This is a genomic window from Micromonospora sp. NPDC050495 (assembly GCF_040655175.1).
Taxonomy (GTDB): domain Bacteria; phylum Actinomycetota; class Actinomycetes; order Mycobacteriales; family Micromonosporaceae; genus Micromonospora.
On the sequence record NZ_JBFAJK010000021.1, the window covers coordinates 21,763 to 45,168 of the forward strand.

The following is a 23,406-nucleotide window of genomic DNA, read 5'->3' on the forward strand; positions in this document are numbered from 1 at the left end:
CGCGCGGGCGCCCCGCCCCCGGCCCGAAAGCCGGATGCGAGGCGCCCGAGGGATGGCCCGCCGCGACGCTGCGCCGGGCCGCCGGCGTCAGAAGAACCGACGCCGCTTGGCCTTCTGCGGCCGGAGCATGTCGGCGCCCCTGGTGAGCAACCGGCTCGCCCCGCTCGGCCCGCGACGGGCCTCCAGAGTGTGGCTGAGCCGGCGCGCACCGGCCGCCGCCAGCGGCACGGCGACCGCCATGACCGCCCACTGCGCGATCCGCTTCTGAATCATGTGGGTTCACCTCCGCGATCGTCTGCTGTACGTTCTGGTACCCAGTGCGTCGCGTCGGTAAGCCTCACCTAGCCGGTCGGCGCCACCGGGTTGGGCAGCGCGCCGCCGAAGCGGCGGTCCCGCTGCGCGTACAGCTCGCACGCGTACCACAGGTGGCGGCGGTCGAAGTCCGGCCAAAGGGTGTCCAGGAAGACCAGCTCGGCGTACGCGCTCTGCCAGAGCAGGAAGTTGGAGGTGCGCTGCTCGCCGGAGGGGCGCAGGAAGAGGTCCACCTCGGGGACCTCCGGGTGGTAGAGGTACTTTCCGATGGTCTTCTCGGTGATCCGGTCCGGGTGCAGCCGGCCCGCGGCGACGTCCCGGGCGATCGCGGCGGTCGCGTCGGCGATCTCCGCCTGGCCGCCGTAGTTGACGCAGAACTGCAGGGTCAGCGTCGAGTTGCCGCGGGACATCTCCTCGGCGGTCTGCAACTCCGAGATGACGCTCTTCCACAGCCGCCCGGCCCGGCCGGACCAGACCACCCGGACGCCGAGGTCGACGAGCTGGTCGCGGCGGCGACGGATCACGTCCCGGTTGAAGCCCATCAGGAAGCGGACCTCGTCCGGCGAGCGCCGCCAGTTCTCGGTCGAGAAGGCGTACGCCGACAGGTAGGGGATGCCCAGCTCGATGGCGCCCTCGATGGTGTCGAAGAGGCTGTGCTCGCCCTGCTCGTGACCCTTGGTGCGGGGCAGGCCGCGCTCCTTGGCCCAGCGCCCGTTGCCGTCCATCACCACGGCGATGTGCCGCGGCAGCGCGTCGGCCGGCAGGGCCGGGGGCCGGGCGCCCGACGGGTGCGGAGTCGGTGGCACCGGCTCGCGCCGGCCGGCCCTCATCGATCGGATCACTCGCTAATCTCCCTGTTCGCGCCAGCGGTGGCCGGTCCGGCGCCGGCACCCGGCGGTACCACACCCGGCCCCGCGCCGGCCGCCGGGGCGCCCCGGTCGACCAGCGGCAGCGAGCGTAGCGCGCGCTCCAGATGCCACTGGAGGTGCGCCGCGACCAGGCCGCTGCACTCCCGGCGCACGCCGGTCTCGGTGGCGTCGGCGTACGCCCAGTCGCCGGTGGTCAGCGCGGACATCAGGTCGATGGTGGCCGGGGCCGGGTGGGCGGCGCCGGGGGGCCGGCAGTCCGGGCAGACCGCGCCGCCGGCCGGCACCGAGAACGCCCGGTGCCGCCCCGGGGTGCCGCAGACCGCGCAGGCGGTCAGCGCCGGCGCCCAGCCGGCGAAGGACATGCCGCGCAGCAGGTACGCGTCGAGCACCAGGGTGGTGGCGTGCTCGCCGGTGGCCAGCGAGCGCAACGCGCCCAGGGTGAGCTGGAACAGCCGCAGCGAGGGCTCCCGCTCGATCGGGGTGAGCCGCTCCGCCGTCTCGGCGATCGCGCTGGCCGCCGTGTAGCGGGGGTAGTCGCCGAGGAACCGCTTGCCGTACAGGTCGATCCCCTCGACCTGGCTGATGCTCTGCAGCGAGCTGCCCTGATTGCCCTTGGGGTCGCCGGCGAGCTGGAGGTCGACGTGCCCGAACGGCTCCAGCCGGGCGCCGAACCTGCTGGTGGTGCGCCGCACGCCGCGGGCCACCGCGCGCAGCCGGCCGTGCCGGCGGGTGAGCAGGGTGATGATCCGGTCGGACTCACCCAGCTTCTGCACGCGCAGCACCACCGCGTCGTCGCGGTAGAGCTGTCGGCGGTACCCGGCCATCGGGCCATTCTCCCTCGGGGTGCGATCTCAGGGTCGGCTCGGGGTGGATCGGCGGTGGATCCCGGATGTGCCACCCGGGCGGTGGGTCGTAGCGTGCTCGCCATGGCTCTGCACCGGACCGCCGTCGCCGTCACCGCCGCCGCGGCCTCGCTCATTCTCCTCTGCGGGTGCGACAACCTGTCGTTCCGACGGCTGGACTACGACAACACCGAGGCGACCGGGATCAGCAGGATCACCGTGCCGTCCGGGGGCGCCGGCGACGTGGCCGTCCGCGCCACCGGGCCCGCCGGCCAGGTGCGGATCAAGCGGGTGGTCCGCTACCAGGGCGGGCAGCAGCCCGACACCCGGTACCAGATCAAGGGCGACGAACTGGTGCTGCCGACCGACTGCGGCGCCCGGTGCACCGTCTCCTGGGAGGTGACCGCCCCGGCGGGCGTGGCGGTGCGCGGCGAGACCTCCTCCGGCAACGTCGAGCTGGCCCAGGTCGGCACCGTCGAGTTCACCCTGCGCTCGGGGGATCTCAGCGTGAGCGGGGCACGCGGCGATGTCCGCGCCGAGACCACCTCGGGCAACATCCGGGTGGTCGACGCGGCCGGCGCGGTCCGGCTGCGCGCGTCGTCCGGCGACATCGAGGCGCGCCGGCTGGGCGCCGGGGTGGACGCGGAGGCCAGCTCCGGCAACGTCACCGTCGAGCTGGACCGGCCGGCCACGGTTCGGCTGCGGGCGTCCAGCGGCGACATCGACCTCACCGTGCCGGACGACCGCTACCGGGTGCGGGCCAGCGCCCGGTCCGGCGACACCAACCTGGGCGTGCCCGACGACCCGGCCGCGTCGCTGCTGCTGGACGTCGCCGCCACCAGCGGCAACGTCCGGATCATCCGGCGCTGAGGCGGTCCGCGCGCGACTCGGTCGGCTCGGGGGCGCGGCGCGGGGCGGGGACCCGGCCGGCGCCGACCAGTTCGGCCGCCGCACCGGCCGGCGCGGGGCTGGCCGGCGCGGTCGCCGCCCGTTCGGCCCCGGTCCGCCGGGGCCGGCCGGGAAACAGCTCCGGGGTACGCCGGGCCGCCAGGTCCTCCACCCAGCCGACCAGCAGGGTGACCACGCCGACCAGGACGAACACCAGCACCACCCGGACGGCCAGCCCGAGCGGGTCGCGCGGGGTCCAGCCGACCAGGCCGACCAGCGGGGTGAGCGCCACCACGAAGGGCATGTGCCAGAGGTAGCAGGTGAGGGCGCGCCGGTTCAGCACCGTCACGACGCGGCTCAGCACCGGGTTGCGGTCCACCCAGGCCGCCCCGTCGGGCGCCCGGCCGATCGCCACCAGGATGAACGCCGCCGACCAGAGCGCGTTGCCGAGGTGGATGTCGTTCAGGTCGTGGCCGCGCGGGCCGGGGTGGGTGACGATCCAGGCCAGGCCGGCCGTGCCGAGGACGAGCGCGGTGGGCACGAGCACCCGGTTTCGCATCCGGCGCAGCAGCCCGTCGTGGTGGGCGAAGCCGAGCAGCCAGGCGCCGAAGTAGAGGCCGAACTCGCGCAGCATGGTCGGGGCGTCCGGGAAGATGCCGAACTCGATCACCGCGAGCAGCGCGTACGGGGCGAGCAGCACGGGCAGCGGCGCCCGGCGGAACAGCCAGAGCACCAGCGGCGAGGCGAGCACGAACCACAGGTAGTCCCGCAGGTACCAGATCGGGCTCAGCGCCAGCCCACCCCAGTAGTTGGCCGGCGGGTCGCTCACCGGGAAGAGCCAGAGCAGCACCTTCGGGGTGAACGGCAGCCCGGTGAGCAGCATGGCCGGGACGAAGACCGCGGCGAGCACCCAGAGCGACGGCAGCAGGCGACGCAGCCGGCGCAGCACGGCCGGCGCGCCGGTCCGGTCCAGCGAGGCGGCCATCAGCGAGCCGGCGAGCGCGAACATCACCGACATGGCCGGGAACACCAGGGTGAGCGTGGCGTAGCCGGTCACGTGGTAGACGACGACTCGGACGATGGCCAGGGAGCGGAGCAGGTCAAGGTATCGGTTTCGCATCAGCCTGCATCTGGGTCCGGGGGCGGGAACAGGTTTCCCCTACCCTCCGGGCCGGCCCGGCGAACCGGCCCGCGGGCCGGGCCGAAAGTGAGACTTCCCATAGAGCAGACTGAATTTGACCAGGCCGGTCACGGCCTGACGCGCTCCTCCGGCCCGGGGCCGGCGGAGCGCAGGGACGCGGTCAGAAGCCGAGCTTGCGCAGCTGCTTCGGGTCCCGCTGCCAGTCCTTGGCGACCCGGACGTGCAGGTCCAGGTAGATCCGGCCGCCGATCAGCTCCTCGATGTGCCGGCGGGCGGTGGTGCCGACCTCCTTGAGTCGGCTGCCCCGGTGTCCGATGACGATCGCCTTCTGGCTCGACCGCTCGACGTACAGGTCGGCGTAGATCTTCGTGAGGTTGCCCTCCGGGATCATCTCCTCCACCACCACGGCGATGGAGTGCGGCAGCTCGTCCCGGACCCCCTCCAGCGCCGCCTCGCGGATCAGCTCGGCGACCAGCACCTGCTCCGGGTCGTCGGTGAGCATGTCGTCCGGGTAGAGCTGCGGCGACTCCGGCAGGTAGCCGGTCATCACGTCGACCAGCGTGTCCACCTGGTGCCCGGAGACCGCGCTGACCGGCACCACGTCGGCGAACTCGCCCAGCTCGCTGACCGCGAGCAGCTGCTCGGCCAGCCGCCGCTTGTCCACCAGGTCGGTCTTGGTGACCACGGCCAGCACGGTGGCCTTGAGGCTGGCCAGCTCGCCGGTGATGAACCGGTCGCCCCGGCCGATCGGCTCGTTCGCCGGGATGCAGAGACCGATCACGTCGACCTCGCTCCAGGTCTCCCGGACCAGGTCGTTGAGACGCTCGCCGAGCAGCGTCCGGGGCCGGTGCAGGCCGGGGGTGTCGACCAGCACGAGCTGGGAGTCCGGCCGGTGCAGCACCGCCCGGATGACATGCCGGGTGGTCTGCGGCTTGTTCGAGGTGATCGCGACCTTGGTGCCGACGATCGCGTTGGTCAGCGTCGACTTGCCGGCGTTCGGCCGGCCGACGAAACAGGCGAACCCGGCCCGGTACGGGCGCGGCGCCTCCGGATCCGGCAGCCCGGTCGCGCTCATGCCACCGCTCCGCTTCGCCCCGCGCCGCCGCGCGCCGGCCAGGTGCGCTGCCCGGTCACTCGACCACCGTGCCGAGGACGGTGCCGTCCGGCGCGGCCACGTGGATCGGCGCGTCGGCGGCGAGGTCCCGGACGGCGGCGTGCCCGGCGCCGTCCAGCGTCGAGGCCTCGGTCACCACCACCGCCGCCTCCAGCCGGCTGGCCCCGGCGGCCACCGCCGAGGCGACCGCGAGCTGGAGCGCGGTCAGCGCCAACGACGGCAGCGCCACGCTGGCCGCCGCGTACGTCCGGCCGTCCTGGTCCCGGACCGCGGCGCCCTCCACGGCGCCGACCCGACCCCGCGCGCCGCGGGCCAGGACGACCAGCTTGCCGTCCTCGGCGCTCAGCTCGGCCGGATCGGACGGGGTGGGCCGGGCCGCCGGCACGGCGGAAGACTCAGGCATCGGCGGGTTGCCTCTCCTCGGAACGGTTGGGGTTGCCGCGGGGCTCGGCGTGCTCGCCGCGCCCGGCGCTGTCCGGCGCGTCGCTCGGCTCGACCCGGCTCACCAGCACGGTGTCGATCCGGTTGCGCCGGCCGGTGGTGCCCTCGGCGAGCAGCCGGAGCCTGGCCACCTCGGCCTCCGCGCCGGGGATCGGCACCCGGCCGAGCGACTGGGCGAGCAGACCGCCGACCGTCTCCACCTCGTCGGTGGGCAGGTCGGTGTCGAACAGCTCGCCCAGCGTCTCCACGGGCAGCCGGGCGGTCACCCGCACCGAGCCGTCCGGCAGGCGCTCGACCGGCGGGCGCTCGACATCGTACTCGTCGGTGATCTCACCGACGATCTCCTCCAGGATGTCCTCGATGGTGACCAGGCCGCCGGTGCCGCCGTACTCGTCGACCACGATGACCAGGTGGTTGCGGGCGGCCTGCATCTCGGAGAGCAGGTCGTCGACCGGCTTGGACTCCGGCACGAACGTCGCCGGGCGCATCAGCTCCGACACGGCCAGCCGCCCGCTGCGCGGGTCACCGCCCTGGGTGCGCCGGATCAGGTCCTTCAGGTAGAGCACGCCGAGCACGTCGTCGACGCTCTCCCCGATCACCGGGATGCGGGAGAAGCCGGAGCGCAGGAAGAGGACCAGCGCCTGGTTGAGCGTCTTGTGCTCCTCGATCCACACCATCTCGGTACGCGGCACCATCACCTCCCGGGCGATGGTGTCGCCGAGCGCGAAGACCGAATGGATCATCTGGCGTTCGCCGTGCTCCACCACGCCGCGCTGCTCGGCCAGGTCGACCAGCTCACGCAGCTCCACCTGGCTGGCGAACGGGCCCTCCCGGAAGCCCTTGCCGGGGGTGACCGCGTTGCCGATGAGGATCAGCAGCGACGCCAGCGGGTTGAGCGCCCGGCCCAGCCAGCGCACCAGCGGGGCGACCGCGCGCCCCACCGCGTACGCGTGCTGCCGACCCAGGGTGCGCGGCGCCACGCCGACCACCACGAAGCTGACCACGGTCATCGCCCCGGCGGTGACCAGGGCGGCCCGCCAGCCGGCGCCGAAGCTGTCCACCGCCACCAGCGCGACCAGCGTGGTGGCGGTCAGCTCGGCCAGCAGCCGGACCAGCAGCAGCAGGTTGAGGTGGCGGACCACGTCACCGGCGACCGCCTGGAGGGTACGCGCGCCGCGCGCCCCGTCCCGGGCCAGCTCGGCGGCCCGGGCCGGCGACACGGCCGCCAGCGCGGCCTCGGTCATCGCGATGAGCCCGGCCAGCACCACCAGCGCGGCCGCGACGGCGATGAGCTGGAGATCGGGGAGGTCGGCGGGAGCGGCGACGGCCGCCAGGGTGGTCATCACCGCGACCGGGTCGACCGCCAGCTGTCCAGCAGCCGGGCCTGGAGACCGAACATCTCCCGCTCCTCCTCCGGCTCGGCGTGGTCGTAGCCGAGCAGATGCAGCACGCCGTGCACGGTGAGCAGGTGCAACTCGTCCGCGGTGGCGTGCCCCGCGGTGGCCGCCTGCTTGGCCGCCACCTCCGGACAGAGCACGATGTCGCCGAGCAGGGCCGGCTCACCGCCGGCCGGGCCGCTCTCGCCCGGGCCGTGGTCGACGCTGCCCTCGTCCATGGGGAAGGCGAGCACGTCGGTGGGGCCGTCGCCACCCATCCAGCGATGGTTCAGCTCGGACATGTAGTCGATGTCGACCAGCAGCACGGAGAGCTCGGCGAGGGGGTTGACCCCCATCTCGTCGAGGGCGTGCCGGGCGACGGCGAGCACGGCGTCGGTGTCGACCTCGACACCCGACTCGTTGGCGATCTCGATGGACAACTGTCTTCCTCTGGTGGTTAGCGGCGCCGGCCGGCCCGGCCGCCCTGGGCGGTCCGCCCGGGCACGGCGTGCACGCTCTGCGCCTGCTGGTTCTCCCGCTCGGCGTCCCAGCGGGCGTACGCGTCGACGATCTCGCCCACCAGCTTGTGGCGGACCACGTCGGCGCTGGAAAGCTGGGCGAAGTGCACGTCCTCGACGTTGCACAGGATGTCCCGGACCACCCGCAGGCCGCTGGTCGTCCCGCCGGGAAGGTCCACCTGGGTGACGTCACCGGTGACCACGATCTTGGAACCGAAGCCGAGCCGGGTGAGGAACATCTTCATCTGCTCGGGCGTGGTGTTCTGCGCCTCGTCCAGGATGATGAACGCGTCGTTCAAGGTGTTGTGGGTGACCAGGAAGTCGTCGGTGACGTAGAGCGAATCCTCCGCCGCGACCTGGATGCACATCGTCTCCCGCACCCCGGCCGGGATGATCGAGTCGATGAACCGCATCGGCCGGCCACCGCCGTGCTCGTCGTAGACCCGGCGCTTGCGCGACAGGCGGAACGGCGCAACGCCAGCCGGAAGCCGGATCTCCACAACATAGGCGTCGGAACGGTACGGAACCGGACGGCCCTTCGCCAGACCTGGCCGCCGCCCCTCGGCCTCGCGGACCCGGTACGTCGCGACCCCGCCGAGCGATTCGACGAGGTGAACCACATCGTCCCGCAGCCGGGTCGACGTCGTCGAGTACTGCACGCGGCAGCTACGCCCCGCCTGGATCACCGGCCCGCCGTCCGTGTCCAGCAGTCCCTGCAGGACCGCCAGCCGGACGCCGACGCTGTTGTTCTTGTACACCTCGGGCACGAACTTCGTCCCCGACGTCGCGCCCGCCAGGCCCAATTCGCGGATGGCCAGCGTCACCGGGTTCGCCACGATCACGCCGCCCCGATGCCCGTTGACGTTACGGAGGGCGTAGTCGTAGTCACCCTTGCGGACCACTTCGACGTCGACAAGCGCCTCCTCCAGCGCGACCGCCAACTCCGGATCGGCGGTGGAGAAGGACGGCGTGGTCCGGCACGAGATCGCGCCGTCGCCGAGCAGCAGCCCGAGCGCGTACGGGTCGAGCGGAACCGCCCGCGGCTCCATCTGCACCGGCGCGACGAGCGGGAGTTCGTAGCGCCGGGTGTGGCCTCGCCACTCCTTGCCGATCATCTCCTGTGTCTCGATCGTGCGCCGGCGCCCGCGCCGCTTGTCGTCCGGTGTGGCGACGGTCCACAGGTGCTCACCGCAGCAGAGCGTGGACGCACCGTCCTGGGTCGTGACCTGGTAGACCTGCTTCGGCCCCTGCGGGTAGATCCCGATCACCGGCGTAGGCGTTCCGTCCGAACCGATGACCAGGTCACCGACCTGGAGCGACCCGAACGGCTTGAAGCCCTCCGGGGTCAGGACCCGGGCGTCGTACGGCTGCGCCCGACCCCGCATGTACGCCAGCGGCGCCACCTCGATGGTGCCGGCGGCCATCAGCTTCGGGATCGACTCCGGGTCGAGCATGTCGTGCAGCGCGTCGTACAGCGGCCGCAGGTAGGGGTCGATCTTCTCGTTCAGGGTGCCGGGCAGGAAGCCCAGCCGCTCCCCCGCCTCGACCGCCGGCCGGGTCAGGATGATCCGGTTGACCTGCTTGGCCTGCAGCGCCTGGACCGCCTTCGCCATCGCCAGGTAGGTCTTGCCGGTGCCGGCGGGGCCGATGCCGAAGACGATGGTGTGCGCGTCGATCGCGTCGACGTAGCGCTTCTGCCCGAGGGTCTTGGGGCGGATGGTGCGGCCGCGCCGGGAGAGGATGTTGAGCGTCAGGACCTCGGCGGGCCGCTCGGCGCTGCCCTGCTCGAGCATGCCGACGGTACGCCGGACGGCGTCTGTGGTCAGGGTCTCGCCTTTCTCGATCAGTTCGAGCAGCTCGCTGAAGAGGCGCTCGGCGAGGGCGTTGTCCCCGGGGGCGCCGGTGATGGTGATCTCGTTGCCCCGCACGTGGACGTCACTGTTGACGGAGCGTTCGACAAGCCGGAGGATCTCGTCGCCCGCACCGAGCAGGTTCACCATGATCTTCTGGTCGGGGACCGTGATCCTGGTCTGCACCCGGGGCGGGGCGGGAGGTGGGGTGTCCGTCATAGCTCGGGCCGTCCGGCCCTGCGCCACCTGCTCTCGATCTCGGCGCCGGGCCCCTGCTGGCGCGGCGGACGACTCATCCATCGTATCGGGTCAACACCACACGCACCGCGCCCATTTCCCGTGGTCGAAGGTCAACTACCGGTGCGGAAGTCGTACCCCTCGAAGGTCTCCTGGGCCCGGGTGAAGCGGTAGGTGGCCCAGTGCATCCGGACCACCGCGCCGCGCTCGTCGCGGGTGAGCCGGAGCAGCTCGCCCACCTCCCGGCCGGCGACGGTACGGAACACGTCCGGCCGGTCCGGCAGCGCGGTGAACACGGCGGGCGGCTTGCCGGCCGGGTCGTCCGCGCCCCGGGCCCGCAGCGCCCCGTCGTGCCAGGAGAAGACGTACTCGAAGCCCTCGCCCCACCAGCGGCCCAGCACGCCGCGCAGGTGCTCCGGGGCGGGCGGACCGGGCGCCCACGGCTCGACGTCGGCCGGGTCGTGCTCGGCCGCGGCGGCGAGCAGCCGGTGCGGCAGGTCGAAGACCGCCACGCCGGTACCCGAGGAGCCCAGCACCGCACAGCTCATCGCCCCCGCCGTACCGTCCCCGCCGCGGCGGCCGTAGGCGGCGGCCAGGAAACCGGGCATGGCCCCGTCGTGCCCCACGTGCATCACCCGCCCCGGCTGCGGCACCAGGATCAGCCCGAGGCCGAAACCGGCCGCCCACACCGTCTCGTCGGTGCTGGTCAGCGGCCAGCGCATCTCGTCGAGGGTGGCCGGGGCGAGCACCGCGCCGGCCGGGTCGAGCGCCGCCGGGTCGGCCAGGAAGGCCGCCCAGCGGGCCAGGTCCGTCGCGGTGCTCCAGAGCTGCGCGGCGGGGGCCACCGCGCCGAAGTCGGTGGGCGGCTCCGGCCGGGCCTCGTCGGAGTACGCGTCGACCAGGTACCCGGTCGCCGCCCGCGGCCCCGGCTCGGGCCGGGTCGCGGTGAGCCCGAGCGGGGCCAGCACCCGGTCGGCCAGCACCTCGGCCCAGGTCCCGCCGCGCCGCCGGGCGACCAGCTCGCCCAGCAGCGCCATGCCGAGGTTGGAGTAGTGGTAGCGCCGCCCGGTGGGCAGCACCCGCTCCACCCGGGCCAGGTCGGCGAGGAGCTGGTCGACGGCCGGGGCGCGCAGGCTGTCCCACACGTCGCCGTGCGGCTCGCGCTGCAGGCCCGCGGTGTGCGACAGCAGCCGGCGTACGGTCAGTTCGCCGTGTGCCGGCAGGTCGAGGTGCCGCCCGATCGGGTCGTCCAGGTCGAGCAGCCCCTCGTCGCGGCACTGCATGACCAGCACCGCGGTGAAGGTCTTGGTGACCGAGCCGATCCGGAACACGGTCTCCGGGTCGAGCGGGGTGTCGTTGCCGGTCCCGCCGACCGTGCAGGTCCAGAGCGGCCGGTCGGCCCGGTGCAGGGCCACCGACACCGCCGGGATCCGCCCCTGGGCCTGCGCCTGCCGCACCATCCGGCCGAGCCGGTCATGCACCGTGATCATGTGGGCAGTCTAGGCAGCCGCTCAGCGGCAGAGCATCGGACCGAGCGGGGCGCCGCCGAGCAGGTGCGCGTGCACGTGGAAGACCTCCTGGCCGCCGTACGGGCCGGTGTTGAACATCAGCCGGAAGCCGTCCGCGGTCAACCCCTCCTCCTCGGCCACCACGGCGGCCGTGGCCAGCACGTCGGCGGCGAGCGCCGGGTCGCCCTCGGCCAGCGTCGCCACGTCCGCGTAGTGCTCCTTGGGGATCACCAGCACGTGGGTGGGCGCCTTGGGGTCGATGTCCCGGAAGGCGAGGGTGGTGGCGGTCTCCCGCACGATGGTGGCCGGGATCTCCCCGGCGACGATCCGGCAGAACAGGCAGTCGGTTCCCATCCGGGCAGTGTAAGGAAGGACCCGGTCAACGCGGTGTACGCCGGGAAGGGCCCGTGCCGGACACGCAGGCCGGGTGGGGCAGGATGGCCGGCATGGCGGGACGGGCGGTACTGGTGACGGGGGCCTCGCGCGGCATCGGCCGGGCGGTGGCGCGGGCGTTCGCGGCGGGCGGCGACCGGGTGGCGATCCACCACCGGGACTCGGCGGAGCTGGCCGAGGCGCTGCGCGCCGAGTTGCCCGGGGACGGTCACCTGGTGGTCCGCGCCGACCTCGCCGACCCGGAGGCCGTCCGGGCCATGGTCGACGACGCGGCCCACCGGCTCGGCGGCCTGGACGTGCTGGTCAACAACGCCGGCGTGTACGGACCCCGGGACCTCCCGCACCCGGTCTTCGGCAACACCTACGAGCAGTGGCGCGAGCAGTGGCGGCTGGTGCTGGAGACCAACCTGACCGGCGCCGCCAACGTCACCTGGTGCGCCGCGCAGCACATGCGCGGGCGGGGCGGCCGGATCGTCAACGTCTCGTCCCGGGGCGCGTTCCGGGGCGAGCCGGAGCAGCCCGCGTACGGCGCGAGCAAGGCCGGGCTGAACGCGCTCGGGCAGTCCCTGGCGCTGGCCCTGGCGCCCTACGGCATCGCGGTCGCGACGGTCGCGCCCGGCTTCGTCGAGACGGACATGACCACCACGCACCTCAGCGGCGAGCGGGGTGCCGCGATCCGCGCCCAGAGCCCGTTCAACCGGGTCGCCCGCCCCGACGAGATCGCCGCCGCCGTGCACTGGCTCGCCAGCCCCGAGGCCGAGTGGGCCTCCGGCACCATCATCGACCTCAACGGCGCCTCCTACCTCCGCACCTAACCCCCACCCCCACCTCCACCCTCGCTCCCCACCCCCGCGTCTCGCTGCCGCCGCCCCCATCGATCATGGAGTTATGGCACCTCACAAAGCGGGCATATCACTACCGAATGGGCGCCACAGCTCCATGATCGACGCGCGAGGGCGCGGGACGCGCGGGGGCGCGGGGGCGCGGGGGCGCGGGGGCGCGGGGGGCGGGGGGCGGGGGCGGGGTTACCAGCGGGTGAGGCGGGTGGAGAGGACGCTGAGGGCGGCCACGCCGGCCGTGGAGGTGCGCAGGACCGAGGGGCCGAGGCGGACCGGGCGGGCGCCGGCCTCGCGGAAGGCGGAGAGCTCGGGCCCGGCGATGCCGCCCTCCGGACCCACCACCAGCACGATCTCGCCGGTCGACGGCAGTGCCGAGGTGGTCAGCCGGTCCGTGGCCTCCTCGTGCAGGACGAACGCGGCGGCCGCCCCGGCGATCCGCCGGGTCACCGTGCCGGTCGACTCGTCCGGCGTACCGGCCACCACGGGCAGCCACGCCCGGCGGGCCTGTTTGGCCGCCTCCCGGGCGGTGGCCGCCCACTTCTCCCGGGCCCGTACGCCCCGCTCGCCACGCCACTGCACCACCGAGCGGGACGCCGCCCAGGGGACGATCTCGTCCACCCCGACCTCGGTCATCGCCTGCACGGCCAACTCGCCCCGGTCGCCCTTGGCGATGCCCTGCACCACCACGAGCCGGGGCACGGCGGCGTCGACGTACCCCCGGGAGGTGACGGCGAGGTCGAGGGTGCCCCGGCCGACGGCGGTGACCACCGCGGCGGCCGTGCCGCCCCGCCCGTCGGCGAGCAGCAGCTCCTCGCCGGCGCGCAGCCGCTGCACGGTCGCGGCGTGGTGCCCCTCCGGGCCGTCCAGGGTCAGCGTGTCCCCGGTGGGCAGCGCCTCGACCAGGAACAGCGGGGCGGACACGTCAGGCGTGCCCGTTGAAGGCGTCGCGCATCCGGGAGAAGAAGCCGCCCTGCTTGGTCAGCTCGGCGACCTCCTCGCCCCGGGTCTTGGCGAAGTCGCGCAGCATCCGCTCCTGGTCGGGGTCGAGCTTGGTGGGGGTCCGCACGTCCAGGTGGACGTAGAGGTCGCCCCGGCCGGTGCCCCGCAGGTGCGGTACGCCCCGGGCGCGCAGCCGCAGCGTACTGCCCGGCTGGGTGCCCGGCTTGACGTCGACGGTCTCCTCGCTGTCCAGCGTCTTGATGGTCAGCCGGGTGCCGAGCGCGGCGGCGGTCATCGGCACGGTGACCCGGCAGTGCAGGTCGTCGCCCTTGCGGGAGTAGACGTCGTGCGGCCGCTCGTGGATCTCCACGTAGAGGTCGCCGGCGGTGCCGCCGCCCGGGCCCACCTCGCCCTGCTGGGCCAGCCGGATCCGCATGCCGTCCTCGACCCCGGCCGGGATCTTGACGGTGAGCGAGCGCCGGGTCCGCACCCGGCCGTCGCCGGCACAGGTCGGGCAGGGGTGCGGGATGGTGGTGCCGTAGCCCTGGCAGACGGTGCACGGCCGGGCGGAGACCACCTGGCCGAGGAAGGTCCGCTGGACGGACTGCACCTCACCCCGGCCGCCGCACGCCTCGCAGGTCGCCAGGTGGGTGCCGGCCGCCGTGCCCGCGCCGGAGCAGGTGGTGCAGAGCACCGCCGTGTCCACCGTGATCGGGGCCTCGACGCCGAAGGCGGTCTCGTTGAGGTCCAGCTCCAGCCGCAGAATCGCGTCGGCGCCCGGCCGGGTGCGCGGCCGCGGGCCACGGGCGCCGCCGGCCGCGCCGCCGAAGAACGCGTCCATGATGTCCTGGAACCCGACGAACGGGCCGGCGCCGCCGGGGCCGCCCGGGCCGCCGCCCCCGCCGCCCGGCGCGAGGGGGTCGCCGCCCAGGTCGACGATCTGCCGTTTCCGGTCGTCCGAGAGGACCTCGTACGCGGCGTTGATGTCCTTGAACTTCTCCTGTGCCTCCGGGTCCGGATTCACGTCCGGGTGGAACTGCCGCGCCAGCTTGCGGTAGGCGCGCTTGATCTCGTCGTCGGAGGCGTCCCGGCTCACGCCGAGAATGCCGTAGTAGTCCCTGGCCACTGCGTTCGGTGTCCTCGTGTTTCGTCTCGCGTTGCGCCGCGTCGGCCGCAGGTCGGCCGTCGGCCCTGACTGGTCAGTTCTGGGCCAGCAGTTCGCCCACGTAGCGTGCCACGGCCCGCACCATGGCGATGTTGCCGGGGTAGTCCATCCGGGTCGGCCCGAGCACACCGAGCCCACCGACGATGGTGTGGCCCGGTCCGTAGCCGGTGCTGACCACCGAGGCGGCCCGCAGGTTGTCGAATTGGTTCTCGTCGCCGATCAGCACCCGGGTGGTGCTCGGCTCCGTCTCGCCGATCAGCTTGAGCAGCACGACCTCTTCTTCGAGCGCCTCCAGGATGGGCCGCAGCGAGCCCTGGAAGTCGAGCAGGCCACCCCGGGTGAGGTTGGCCTGGCCGGCCAGCGCGATGCGCTCCTCGTGCCGTTCGACCAGCGTCTCCAGCAGCACGGTGGAGAGCGTGGCCATGGCCGGGCGCAGCTGCGGGGTGGACTCGTCGACCAGCGCCTGGACCAGCGGCGGGGTCTCCGAGAGCCGGCTGCCGACCAGCTTCTCGTTGACCAGCCGGCGCAGGTCGGTGACGTCTTCGGCGGGGATCGGACCGGGCATCTCCACCAGCCGCTGCTCGACCCGGCCGGTGTCGGCGATCATGACGACCATCAGCCGGGTGGTGGAGATCGGCACCAGCTCCAGGTGGCGCACCTTGGAGCGGGCCAGGCTCGGGTACTGCACGACGGCGACCTGGCGGGTGAGCTGGGCCAGCAGCCGGACCGTGCGGTGCACCACGTCGTCCAGGTCGACCGCGCCGACCAGGAACCGCTCGATCGCCCGGCGCTCGGCCGGGCTGAGCGGCTTGACCCGGGAGAGCCGGTCGACGAAGAGCCGGTAGCCGCGGTCGGTGGGCACCCGGCCGGCGCTGGTGTGCGGCTGCCGGATGTAGCCCTCCTCCTCCAGCACCGCCATGTCGTTGCGCACGGTGGCCGGGGAGACGCCCAGCTGGTGGCGCTCGACCAGGGCCTTGCTGCCGACCGGCTCCTGCGTGGCGACGTAGTCCTCGACGATCGCGCGCAGCACGGCGAGCTTGCGGTCGTCGAGACCCATCTCCCCCACCTCCCTGACGCACCTCGACCCGCCGGCGCACCGGCCAGGCGGCCTGGCACTCGACTGTAGCGAGTGCCAGTCTACGTCGGCGGGCCCGTTGACGCGATGATCAGCGACGGACCCCTCGTGCGGCCCCGGGCACACTCCGCCAGGGCCGATCAGCCGGACATCCCGGTCGTTACCGCTCTGGTGCGGCCTTGCGTGCCGCACCTACCGTGACCCCCATGACTGAACCACCTCGCCCTCCCGGAGCGGGGGACCCCGGCGCCCAGCCGCCGGAGGCGACCCCGCCGTCGGCCCCATACGGCTCGTCGCCAGCGGACGAGCCCCCCACCGCACCACTGTCCGGGCCGCCGGTCGGGGGCGGCTATCCCCCGCCCGGTGGCTATCCGCCGCCTCCTGGCGGCCAGCCTCCGTCGGGCGGCTACCCGCCCCCAGGTGGCTACCCTCCGCCGGGCGGCCAGCCCCCGCCGGGTGTCGGCTACCCGACCGGCGGCTCGTACGGGCCACCGCCCGGCTACGCCAACAACGACGAGAAGACCTGGGCCCTGATCGCGCACTTCGGCGGTCCGGTCGGGGTGGTCGTCGGTGCCGGCCTGCTCGGCTGGGTGGCCCCGCTCATCGCGCTGATGACCCGGGGGCAGCAGTCGCCCACGGTCCGGGCGCACGCCGTCGCGGCGCTGAACTTCCAGATCACCTGGGCGATCGTCGGCGTGCTGAGCTGGGTGCTCACCCTGGTGACCTGCGGGATCCTGTTCTTCATCCCGATGCTGGTCTGGATCGTGCCGCTGATCTTCGGGATCATCGCCGGGGTCAAGGCCAACGAAGGGGTGCTCTACCGCTACCCGATGAGCTACAGCTTCACCAAGTGACCCGGGCGACAAGGTGATCCCGGTCGGCCGGTGGGCCGGCCGGGATCGTGCTCAGGGCAGCAGGTCGCGGACCACCGCGTCGGCCAGCAGCCGGCCCCGCAGGGTGAGCACCGCCCGCCCGGCCGCGTGGCGGTCGGCGTCCAGCAGGCCGTCGGCCAGGGCGCGGCGGGCCGCCGCCCGCCCCGCCTCGTCCAGCACGTCCAGGGGCAGGCCGGAGGCGAGCCGCAGCCGCAGCATCACGTCCTCCATGTGCGCCTCACCGGGGGTGAGCACCTCCCGGGCCAGGCCGGGCGACTCCCCCGCCGCGAGCCGCTGCGCGTACGTGGCCGGGTGCTTGACGTTCCACCAGCGCACCCCGCCGACGTGGCTGTGCGCCCCCGGCCCGAGCCCCCACCAGTCGGCGCCGGTCCAGTAGAGCAGGTTGTGCCGGCACCGGGCCGCTTCGGAACGGGCCCAGTTGGAGACCTCGTACCAGGAGAAGCCGGCCGCGCCGAGGGCCGCCTCCGCGGCCAGGTAGCGGTCCGCCGCCACGTCGTCGGAGGGGTACGGCAGCTCGCCCCGGCGCATCCGGGCGGCCAGCCGGGTGCCGTCCTCCACGATCAGGGCGTACGCGCTGACGTGGTCCACGCCGGCCGCGACCACCTGGTCCAGCGAGGCGGCGAAGTCCTCGGCGGTCTCCCCCGGGGTGCCGTAGATGAGGTCCAGGTTCACGTGGTCGAACCCGGCGTCCCGCGCCTCCAGGGCGGCGGCCGTGGCCCGGCCGGCGCTGTGCGTCCGGTCCAGGATCGCCAGCACCCCGGGCGCGGCGGACTGCATGCCCAGCGAGATCCGGGTGTAGCCGGCCGCCCGCAGCGCCTTGAGCGACGCGGGGCTGACCGATTCCGGATTGGCCTCGGTGGTCACCTCGGCGTCGGCGGCCAGCCCCCAGGTCCGGTCGATGCCGTCGAGGATCCGGGCGAGGTCGTCGGCGGGGAGCAGGGTCGGGGTGCCGCCGCCGACGAAGACCGTGTCCACCCGCGGCGGCGGGGTGTCGCCCAGCACCCGCCGGGCGAGCGCCAGCTCGGCCAGCACCGAGTCGGCGTACGTCTCCCGGCTGACGCCGCCGCCCAGCTCGGCGGCGGTGTACGTGTTGAAGTCGCAGTAGCCGCAGCGGCTGGCGCAGAAGGGGACGTGCACATAGACGCCGAAGCCGCGGGCGCCGACGGCGCGGCGGGCGGCAGCGGGCAGCGATCCGTCGCGCGGGACGGACTCGCCTTCTGGAAGAGCGCCGGGCATGGCCACTAGTGTGCCCGGCATGACCTCTCCGGACGCTCTCGTGCGGGTCGCCACGGCCCGTGGGGTGACCACCCTCACCCTGGACAGCCCGCACAACCGCAACGCGCTCTCCACCCCGCTGATGACCGAGCTGCTGGCCGGGCTGGCCGCCGCGGTCGCCGACGACGCGGTCCGGGCGATCGTGCTGGCCCACACCGGTCCGGTCTTCTGCTCGGGGGCGGACCTGAAGGAGACCGCCGCCGCGTACGCCAGCGGGAGCGTGCCCGCCGGGATGCTGGGCGACGTGCTGGTCGCGGTCCGGGAGTGCCCGAAGCCGGTGCTGGCGAAGGTGGCCGGTCCGGCGCGGGCCGGCGGGCTGGGCCTGATCGCCGCGGCGGACCTGGCGGTCTGCGCCGAGCAGGCGACGTTCGCGTTCACCGAGGTCCGGATCGGGGTGATCCCGGCGGTGATCTCGGCGACCGTGCTGCCCCGGCTGCTGCCCCGGGCGGCCGCCGAGCTCTACCTGACCGGCGACACCTTCGACGGCCGGCGGGCCGCCGAGATCGGCCTGGTCACCGCCGCGGTGCCGGCCGACGGGCTGGACGCGGCGGTGGAGCGCTACTGCGCCTCGCTGGTCCGGGGTGCGCCGACGGCCCTCGCCGGCGCCAAGGAGCTGCTGCGCCGCCCGGCCGCCGGCGACCTGCGCGCGGAGATCGCCGAGTTGGCCGCGCTCTCCACCGGGTACTTCCTCTCCGACGAGGGCCGGGAGGGTGTGCTGGCGTTCCGCGAGAAGCGCCCCGCCGCCTGGGTGCCGACGGGAGACTGAGGGCGCCCGCGGCTGCGGTGGGTGGCCACGGCGTGACCGACCGGGAGGCAACCGGTCGGACGACCCGATCCACCCATCCGGACACGTACGCTTGCGGACTGTCGGGACAGGAGGTGCGGGTGCGAACTCGGGCGGCGATCGTGGCAGCAGGGGTGGCCGTGTGCGTGCTGGCGCTGCTCGGTGTCTGGTTCGTCGCCAAGCAGTTCGGCCATCAGATCGGGCTGCCGATGGCGAGCCGCACCTGCACCGTCGAGGCCGACGGCGAGGTCGTGCTCAGCGCCGAGCAGATGGCGAACGCGGCCACCATCGCGGCGATCGGGGTGCAGCGGCGGATGCCGGAGCGGGCCGTGGTGGTGGCGCTGGCGACCGCGTACCAGGAGTCGCACCTGCGCAACATCGCCCACGGCGACCGGGACTCGCTCGGCCTGTTCCAGCAGCGCCCGAGCCAGGGTTGGGGCACGCCGGCCCAGATCCGCGACCCGCGCTACGCGGCGGAGAAGTTCTACGCCGCGTTGAAGAAGGTCAAGGGCTGGGAGAAGCTGCGGGTCACCGAGGCCGCCCAGCGGGTGCAGCGGTCGGCCTACCCCGAGGCGTACCAGAAGTGGGCGGTGAAGTCGGAGGTGCTCAGCCGGGCCCTGCTCGGCCACGCCACCGGCGCGGTGGCCTGCACGGTCGGCTCGACGCCGACGATGCGCGGCCCGGCCGCGGCGGCGGCGCTGGCGCAGAACCTGGCGCTGGACTGGGGGCTGGCCGGGCTGGCCGCGCCGGTCGACCTGACCGACTTCGCGGTGCCCGCCTCGGACAGCCGCAACGGCTGGCGGTACGCGCACTGGCTGGTCTCGCACGCCGACGACCACGGCGTGAAGCGGGTCCGCTTCGGCGACCTGGAGTGGACGGCCGAGCACGGCACGTGGAGCAAGGTGAAGTCCGGCCGCTCGGCACCGACCCAGGTGCTCGCGGAGGTCTTCGCGGCCACCTGACCGCCGCTGCGTGCCACCGCAACCCGAGCAGGCCAGCGGGAACGCCGCGTGCCACCGCGACCCGAGCGGGCCAGCGGGAACGCCGCGTGACGCCGCGGCCCGAGCGGGCCAGCGGGGCGCCGCGTGACACCGCGACCCGAGCGGGCCGCAGCGGGACGGCGGGGGCCGCGGGCCGGCTGGCGGTCAGGCGGGGGTGACGCCGAGCCGGCGGCGGACCTTCTCCTGGAGCGCCGCGGGCAGCTCCGGCACGTCGAGCAGGGCGGGCAGCAGGTCGGGCTCCAGGGTGGTGGCCCGGAACACCTGGCCGATGGTGACCCCGTGCGCCGGCCGCTCGACCACCTCGACGGGGTCGCCCGCGCCCACCGCTCCCTCGCGCAGCACCCGCAGGTACGCCCCGGGCGCGGCCCGCGCGGTGAACCGCTTGATCAGGTCGGGCATGCCCCAGAAGCCGGCGAACGTGGCGCACGGGGTGCGCGGCTTGGTCACCTCGAGCAGGGCGGAGCCGACCGCCCACCGCTCGCCGATCACGGCGCCGGTCACGTCCACGGCGTACGTGGTGAGGTTCTCGCCGAAGGCACCCGGCCGCAGCGCCCGGCCCAGCTCGGCCGACCACCGGGCGGCGTCCTCCTCCGCGTACGCGTAGACGGCCTGGTCCGGGCCGCCGTGGTGGGCGCGCTCGCCGATGAAGTCGCCGGTCAGTCCGGCGAACCGGACGGCCACCGGCCCGTCGGTCGGCTGCTTGTCGATGCCGCTGCGCCCGCTCGGGTCGCCCGCCCACTCCGCCTCGGTGATCACGCCGAGGTTCACCGCCGCCAACCTGCCCGTCATGGCGGCCAGCCTAGTGGCGGGGCCCGACCGGGGCCCGCCCGGCGGTCAGCCCTTGACCGCCCCGGCGACCAGGCCGGAGACCATCCGGCGCTGCACCAGCAGGAAGAAGACGATCACCGGGAGGGTGAACAGCGTCGAGGCGGCCATCACCGAGCCCCAGGCCGTGTCGTCCCGGCCGAAGAAGAACGTCATCGCCACCGGCAGGGTGTACCGGTGCTGGTCGTTGATGAAGGTCAGCGCGAAGATCAGCTCGTTCCAGGCGGTGATGAAGGAGAAGATGCTGGTGGCCACCAGGCCGGGTGCGACCAGCGGGAAGAGCACCTTGCGGAAGGTCTGGGCGCGGCTGGCGCCGTCGATCGCCGCGGCCTCCTCCAGTTCCTTGGGCACCGCGGCCACGAAGCCGCGCAGCATCCAGACCGCGAACGGCAGCGAGAAGCCCAGGTAGGTCAGGATCAGGCTGGGCAGGGTGTTGTAGAGCCCGAGCCGCTGGATCATCAGGAACAGCGGGATGACCAGCGCCTCCAGCGGGATCATCTGCACCACCAGCAGCAGGATCAGGAAGGTGGTGCGCAGCCGGAACCGGAACCGGGCCACCGCGGTCGCGGCGAGCAGCGCGACCAGCCCGCTGAGCAGCACGGTGGCCACCGCGACCAGCACGCTGTTGAGGAAGAAGTCGGTGAAGGTGACGCCCGGGATGAGGTTGCCGGTGAGGATCTCCCGGTAGTGGTCCAGGGTCGGCTCGGCCGGCACCGGGCGCGGGGTGGCCGAGAAGATCTCCTTGTTCGGCTTCAGCGAGGTGGCGACCATCCAGTAGACCGGGAAGGCCGCGAAGAGGGCGACCAGCAGGCCGGCGCCGTTGAGGGCGATCTTCTTCACGCCTCGTCCTCCTGCCGCAGCACCATGCGGACGTACACGGCGGTCACCACCAGCAGGATCAGGGTGAGGATGACCGCGATCGCCGAGCCGAGACCGTACTTGGGCGGCGGCGAGAAGGCCTCCGCGTACGAGTAGATCGAGAGCATGAAGGTGGTCCGGTCCTGGGTGCCGCCGGCGAGCACGAACTGCTGGGTGAAGACCTTGAAGTCCCAGATGGTGGAGAGCACCACGAGGATGCCGAAGACCGGGCGCAGCATCGGGAAGGTCACCGACCAGAAGACCCGCCACGGGCCGGCCCCGTCCACCCGGGCGGCCTCCTGCAACTCGCTCGGCACGCTCTTCAGGCCGGCCAGCACGCTCACCGCGATGAACGGGAACGAGTGCCAGACCACCACCAGGGTGAGGATCGCGAAGAACAGCAGCGGGTCGTTGAACCAGCCGTAGCCGGTCCAGTCGCTGCGCCCGAAGAGGGTGGTCGACAGCCCGTCGGGCAGCTTGTTGAACAGCCAGGTGACCAGCCCGCTGGTGTCGTCGAAGATCCACTTCCAGACGATGGTGCCGGTCAGCGCCGGGGTGGCCCAGGCGAGCATCACGCAACTGGCCACGAAGGTGGCCATCTTCCGGCCGAGCCGGTTGAGCAGCAGCCCGACCAGGGTGCCGAGGATCATGGTGAGCGCCACGTTGGCCAGGGCGAAGAGCACGGTGTTGCGCAGCACCGTACGGAAGAACGGGTCACCGAGGATCTGGGTGTAGTTGGCCAGGCCGACCCAGGGCCACTCGCGGTCCCCCCGCAACTGCCGGACGCTGTCCAGTTTGTAGAAGGACATCATCACGACCTGGCCGAGCGGCCAGAGCAGCAGCACCGCGATGATCGCCAGGCAGGGCAGCAGCAACAGGTACGGGAGGCGGTCCGGACGGCGACGCCGCCGCGCGGGGGTCTCCCGCGCGGCGGACGTGCCGGTGGCCTCGGTCAGCGTCGTCACTTGGCGTTGAGGATGCTTTCCATCTCGGCGGCCGCGTCGGCGGTGGCCTTCTCGACCGTCTTCTGACCCTTGATGACCGAGCTGTTCATCGCCTGGGTCACCGTCTTGGTCCGGCTGACCTCGACCCACTTGGGGGTCAGCGGGGTCAGCTTGGTGTTCTGCATGGCGGTGGCGAACGCCGCCATCACCTTGTCGTTGGCGTAGTCACCGCTGCCGACCAGGTCCTGGTAGACCGGGAAGAAGCCGAGGCTGCTGGCGAACTCCTTGTCCTTCTGCTTGCTCAGCAGCACGGTCAGGTAGTCCCAGGCCAGGTCCTGGCGCTTGCTGTCCTTCCAGAGGGCGATGTCGGAGCCGCCGGCGAAGGCCGGGGCGGCCTTGCCGTCCGGGCCGGGGATGGGGAAGGTGCCCCAGACCTTCTCGATGTCCGGGTTGTCCTTCTTCATCGCGCCACCCTGCCAGCTGCCGGCGAACGCCATGGCGGCCTTGCCGGTGGCGAACTGGGTCCGGGCGTCGACCTCGTTCCAGCCGGCCGCGGCCGGCGGGGCGACCTTGTGCACGGTCACCAGGTCGGTCCAGAACTTGACCGCCTTCTGCGCCTCCGGCGTGTTGTAGCCGGACTTCCAGCTGTCCCCCTGCTTGGTGGCGATCTCGCCGCCGGCCGCCCAGAGGAACGAGTAGAACGGCAGCTCGGAGTTGCCGGGCAGGGCGATGCCGTAGGTGTTCGGCTTCTTGGCCTGGACCGTCTTGGCGACGCTGACCAGCTCGTCCCAGGTCGTCGGCGGCTTCACGCCGGCCTCGGCGAACCAGTCGGTGCGGTAGTAGATGGCCCGCACGCCGGCGTACCACGGGACGCCGTACTGCTTGCCGTCGAGCTGGGCGTTCTTGACCAGGCCGGGAAGGATGTCCTTGCCCTCGGACCAGCCGCTGAACTTGTCGGTGACGTCGGCGAGGGCCTCCTGGGCCGCCCAGCCCTGGGTCTCGGTGTTGCCCAGCTCGGTGACGTCGGGCCCCTCCCCACCGGCGAGCGCGGCCTGGAACTTCTTCGGCGCCTCGAGCCAGGGGATGTACTGCACCACGACGTCGGTCTCGGGGTGCTTCTTCTTGAACTCCGCCTCGACGCCGTCGAGGAACTTGGTCTGGGCGTCGCCGCCCTCACCCATCATCCAGACCGTGAGCTTGCTGTTGTCCGCGGCCTTGTCGTCGTCGCCGGAGCCACCGCAGCCGGCGAGCACCATCGCGGCCGAGGCCACGATGGCGGTGACCGGGGCCAGCCGCTTCCACCTGTTCACGCCATATCT

At 73.4% G+C, this 23,406-nt stretch carries 23 protein-coding genes and 3 pseudogenes; 5 read left to right on the plus strand and 21 right to left on the minus strand.

Annotation, left to right across the window (positions count from 1 at the left end):
- Positions 1 to 87 precede the first annotated feature (87 nt).
- The 3 genes from AB0I11_RS20570 to recO all read right to left on the minus strand — a co-directional run bounded on the left by AB0I11_RS20570 (position 88) and on the right by recO (position 2,005).
- The gene (locus tag AB0I11_RS20570; RefSeq protein ID WP_357322561.1) at positions 88 to 273 is read right to left on the minus strand and encodes a hypothetical protein; all 186 of its coding nucleotides are present in this window, start codon (positions 271 to 273) and stop codon (positions 88 to 90) included.
- 68 nt (positions 274 to 341) lie between these two features.
- Positions 342 to 1,142: an isoprenyl transferase gene (locus AB0I11_RS20575; protein ID WP_357322762.1), complete on the minus strand. Its 801-nt coding sequence runs from the start codon at positions 1,140 to 1,142 to the stop codon at positions 342 to 344.
- Between the two features lie 8 nt (positions 1,143 to 1,150).
- Positions 1,151 to 2,005: a DNA repair protein RecO gene (gene recO, locus AB0I11_RS20580; protein ID WP_357322564.1), complete on the minus strand. Its 855-nt coding sequence runs from the start codon at positions 2,003 to 2,005 to the stop codon at positions 1,151 to 1,153.
- A gap of 102 nt (positions 2,006 to 2,107) precedes the next feature.
- Here recO and AB0I11_RS20585 point away from each other — a divergent pair, with 102 nt between their 5' ends.
- Positions 2,108 to 2,893, plus strand: a complete 786-nt coding sequence (locus tag AB0I11_RS20585; protein WP_357322566.1) for a DUF4097 family beta strand repeat-containing protein — start codon at positions 2,108 to 2,110, stop codon at positions 2,891 to 2,893.
- Here AB0I11_RS20585 and AB0I11_RS20590 read toward each other — a convergent pair.
- The 10 genes and pseudogenes from AB0I11_RS20590 to AB0I11_RS20635 form a co-directional block, all read right to left on the minus strand.
- Positions 2,880 to 4,031: an acyltransferase gene (locus tag AB0I11_RS20590; RefSeq protein ID WP_357322569.1), complete on the minus strand. Its 1,152-nt coding sequence runs from the start codon at positions 4,029 to 4,031 to the stop codon at positions 2,880 to 2,882. The two genes, AB0I11_RS20585 and AB0I11_RS20590, sit on opposite strands and share 14 nt — an antisense overlap.
- Positions 4,032 to 4,212: 181 nt before the next feature.
- A complete protein-coding gene (gene era, locus AB0I11_RS20595) occupies positions 4,213 to 5,127 on the minus strand; it encodes a GTPase Era (RefSeq protein ID WP_357322572.1) in 915 nt (304 codons plus the stop codon).
- Between the two features lie 55 nt (positions 5,128 to 5,182).
- A complete protein-coding gene (locus tag AB0I11_RS20600) occupies positions 5,183 to 5,569 on the minus strand; it encodes a cytidine deaminase (protein WP_357322576.1) in 387 nt (128 codons plus the stop codon).
- Positions 5,562 to 6,974, minus strand: coding sequence for a hemolysin family protein (locus tag AB0I11_RS20605; RefSeq protein WP_357322765.1), 1,413 nt, complete (start codon positions 6,972 to 6,974; stop codon positions 5,562 to 5,564). Before AB0I11_RS20605 ends, AB0I11_RS20600 begins: the two co-directional genes overlap by 8 nt.
- The gene (ybeY, locus tag AB0I11_RS20610; RefSeq protein WP_046571555.1) at positions 6,950 to 7,423 is read right to left on the minus strand and encodes an rRNA maturation RNase YbeY; all 474 of its coding nucleotides are present in this window, start codon (positions 7,421 to 7,423) and stop codon (positions 6,950 to 6,952) included. The genes AB0I11_RS20605 and ybeY overlap by 25 nt, the downstream gene beginning before the upstream one ends.
- 17 nt (positions 7,424 to 7,440) lie before the next feature.
- Positions 7,441 to 7,803 (minus strand): annotated as a pseudogene (locus tag AB0I11_RS20615) (PhoH family protein); the annotation flags it as partial.
- Positions 7,804 to 8,067: 264 nt separating this feature from the next.
- Positions 8,068 to 8,886, minus strand: a pseudogene (locus tag AB0I11_RS20620) (LAGLIDADG family homing endonuclease); the annotation flags it as partial.
- Positions 8,875 to 9,570 (minus strand): annotated as a pseudogene (locus AB0I11_RS20625) (PhoH family protein); the annotation flags it as partial. The pseudogenes AB0I11_RS20625 and AB0I11_RS20620, both read right to left, overlap by 12 nt.
- A 131-nt stretch (positions 9,571 to 9,701) precedes the next feature.
- Positions 9,702 to 11,078 (minus strand): serine hydrolase domain-containing protein, encoded by a 1,377-nt coding sequence (locus AB0I11_RS20630; protein ID WP_357322579.1) that lies wholly within the window; start codon positions 11,076 to 11,078, stop codon positions 9,702 to 9,704.
- A gap of 21 nt (positions 11,079 to 11,099) precedes the next feature.
- A complete protein-coding gene (locus tag AB0I11_RS20635; RefSeq protein WP_046571561.1) occupies positions 11,100 to 11,450 on the minus strand; it encodes a histidine triad nucleotide-binding protein in 351 nt (116 codons plus the stop codon).
- Positions 11,451 to 11,542: 92 nt separating this feature from the next.
- Between AB0I11_RS20635 and AB0I11_RS20640 the strand changes: the two genes are divergently transcribed.
- Positions 11,543 to 12,304, plus strand: coding sequence for an SDR family oxidoreductase (locus AB0I11_RS20640; RefSeq protein ID WP_357322584.1), 762 nt, complete (start codon positions 11,543 to 11,545; stop codon positions 12,302 to 12,304).
- 210 nt (positions 12,305 to 12,514) lie between these two features.
- On the opposite strand, the gene AB0I11_RS20645 is transcribed toward AB0I11_RS20640, so the two are convergent.
- The 3 genes from AB0I11_RS20645 to hrcA all read right to left on the minus strand — a co-directional run bounded on the left by AB0I11_RS20645 (position 12,515) and on the right by hrcA (position 15,489).
- Entirely contained in the window at positions 12,515 to 13,249 is a 735-nt protein-coding gene (locus tag AB0I11_RS20645) for a 16S rRNA (uracil(1498)-N(3))-methyltransferase (RefSeq protein ID WP_357322586.1), read from the minus strand.
- Position 13,250: 1 nt separating this feature from the next.
- Positions 13,251 to 14,393, minus strand: coding sequence for a molecular chaperone DnaJ (gene dnaJ / locus AB0I11_RS20650; RefSeq protein WP_357322589.1), 1,143 nt, complete (start codon positions 14,391 to 14,393; stop codon positions 13,251 to 13,253).
- A gap of 73 nt (positions 14,394 to 14,466) precedes the next feature.
- Complete coding sequence (gene hrcA / locus AB0I11_RS20655) at positions 14,467 to 15,489, minus strand: heat-inducible transcriptional repressor HrcA (RefSeq protein WP_357322592.1); 1,023 nt, start codon at positions 15,487 to 15,489, stop codon at positions 14,467 to 14,469.
- A gap of 224 nt (positions 15,490 to 15,713) precedes the next feature.
- Here hrcA and AB0I11_RS20660 point away from each other — a divergent pair, with 224 nt between their 5' ends.
- A complete protein-coding gene (locus tag AB0I11_RS20660) occupies positions 15,714 to 16,361 on the plus strand; it encodes a DUF4870 domain-containing protein (RefSeq protein WP_357322595.1) in 648 nt (215 codons plus the stop codon).
- Between the two features lie 51 nt (positions 16,362 to 16,412).
- Here the strand turns inward: AB0I11_RS20660 and hemW are convergent, their stop codons facing one another.
- Positions 16,413 to 17,636: a radical SAM family heme chaperone HemW gene (hemW, locus tag AB0I11_RS20665; protein WP_357322598.1), complete on the minus strand. Its 1,224-nt coding sequence runs from the start codon at positions 17,634 to 17,636 to the stop codon at positions 16,413 to 16,415.
- Between the two features lie 19 nt (positions 17,637 to 17,655).
- Here hemW and AB0I11_RS20670 point away from each other — a divergent pair, with 19 nt between their 5' ends.
- On the plus strand, positions 17,656 to 18,441 hold the full coding sequence (locus tag AB0I11_RS20670; RefSeq protein WP_357322601.1) for an enoyl-CoA hydratase-related protein: 786 nt from the start codon (positions 17,656 to 17,658) through the stop codon (positions 18,439 to 18,441).
- A 113-nt stretch (positions 18,442 to 18,554) separates the two neighbouring features.
- Positions 18,555 to 19,421, plus strand: coding sequence for a hypothetical protein (locus AB0I11_RS20675; RefSeq protein WP_357322604.1), 867 nt, complete (start codon positions 18,555 to 18,557; stop codon positions 19,419 to 19,421).
- A gap of 183 nt (positions 19,422 to 19,604) precedes the next feature.
- Here AB0I11_RS20675 and AB0I11_RS20680 read toward each other — a convergent pair whose 3' ends face one another.
- Genes AB0I11_RS20680 through AB0I11_RS20695 form a run of 4 tightly spaced genes read right to left on the minus strand, consistent with a single transcriptional unit; the run spans position 19,605 to position 23,397 of the window.
- Positions 19,605 to 20,249, minus strand: coding sequence for an MOSC domain-containing protein (locus AB0I11_RS20680; protein ID WP_357322606.1), 645 nt, complete (start codon positions 20,247 to 20,249; stop codon positions 19,605 to 19,607).
- A 45-nt stretch (positions 20,250 to 20,294) separates the two neighbouring features.
- Complete coding sequence (locus AB0I11_RS20685) at positions 20,295 to 21,125, minus strand: carbohydrate ABC transporter permease (RefSeq protein WP_357322609.1); 831 nt, start codon at positions 21,123 to 21,125, stop codon at positions 20,295 to 20,297.
- Positions 21,122 to 22,108 carry a sugar ABC transporter permease gene (locus AB0I11_RS20690; protein WP_357322612.1) on the minus strand — a complete coding sequence of 329 codons (987 nt, stop codon included), beginning with the start codon at positions 22,106 to 22,108 and terminating at the stop codon, positions 21,122 to 21,124. The genes AB0I11_RS20685 and AB0I11_RS20690 overlap by 4 nt, the downstream gene beginning before the upstream one ends.
- Entirely contained in the window at positions 22,105 to 23,397 is a 1,293-nt protein-coding gene (locus AB0I11_RS20695; protein ID WP_357322615.1) for a sugar ABC transporter substrate-binding protein, read from the minus strand. The genes AB0I11_RS20690 and AB0I11_RS20695 overlap by 4 nt, the downstream gene beginning before the upstream one ends.
- Positions 23,398 to 23,406 lie beyond the last annotated feature (9 nt).

Bases quoted from the DNA above. Each gene is read 5' to 3' on its own strand.
- AB0I11_RS20570 (WP_357322561.1), bottom strand. From the start codon at position 273: ATGATTCAGAAGCGGATCGCGCAGTGGGCGGTCATGGCGGTCGCCGTG.
- AB0I11_RS20575 (WP_357322762.1), bottom strand. From the start codon at position 1,142: ATGAGGGCCGGCCGGCGCGAGCCGGTGCCACCGACTCCGCACCCGTCG.
- recO (WP_357322564.1), bottom strand. From the start codon at position 2,005: ATGGCCGGGTACCGCCGACAGCTCTACCGCGACGACGCGGTGGTGCTG.
- AB0I11_RS20585 (WP_357322566.1), top strand. From the start codon at position 2,108: ATGGCTCTGCACCGGACCGCCGTCGCCGTCACCGCCGCCGCGGCCTCG.
- AB0I11_RS20590 (WP_357322569.1), bottom strand. From the start codon at position 4,031: ATGCGAAACCGATACCTTGACCTGCTCCGCTCCCTGGCCATCGTCCGA.
- era (WP_357322572.1), bottom strand. From the start codon at position 5,127: ATGAGCGCGACCGGGCTGCCGGATCCGGAGGCGCCGCGCCCGTACCGG.
- AB0I11_RS20600 (WP_357322576.1), bottom strand. From the start codon at position 5,569: ATGCCTGAGTCTTCCGCCGTGCCGGCGGCCCGGCCCACCCCGTCCGAT.
- AB0I11_RS20630 (WP_357322579.1), bottom strand. From the start codon at position 11,078: ATGATCACGGTGCATGACCGGCTCGGCCGGATGGTGCGGCAGGCGCAG.
- AB0I11_RS20635 (WP_046571561.1), bottom strand. From the start codon at position 11,450: ATGGGAACCGACTGCCTGTTCTGCCGGATCGTCGCCGGGGAGATCCCG.
- AB0I11_RS20640 (WP_357322584.1), top strand. From the start codon at position 11,543: ATGGCGGGACGGGCGGTACTGGTGACGGGGGCCTCGCGCGGCATCGGC.
- hrcA (WP_357322592.1), bottom strand. From the start codon at position 15,489: ATGGGTCTCGACGACCGCAAGCTCGCCGTGCTGCGCGCGATCGTCGAG.
- AB0I11_RS20660 (WP_357322595.1), top strand. From the start codon at position 15,714: ATGACTGAACCACCTCGCCCTCCCGGAGCGGGGGACCCCGGCGCCCAG.
- hemW (WP_357322598.1), bottom strand. From the start codon at position 17,636: ATGCCCGGCGCTCTTCCAGAAGGCGAGTCCGTCCCGCGCGACGGATCG.
- AB0I11_RS20670 (WP_357322601.1), top strand. From the start codon at position 17,656: ATGACCTCTCCGGACGCTCTCGTGCGGGTCGCCACGGCCCGTGGGGTG.
- AB0I11_RS20680 (WP_357322606.1), bottom strand. From the start codon at position 20,249: ATGACGGGCAGGTTGGCGGCGGTGAACCTCGGCGTGATCACCGAGGCG.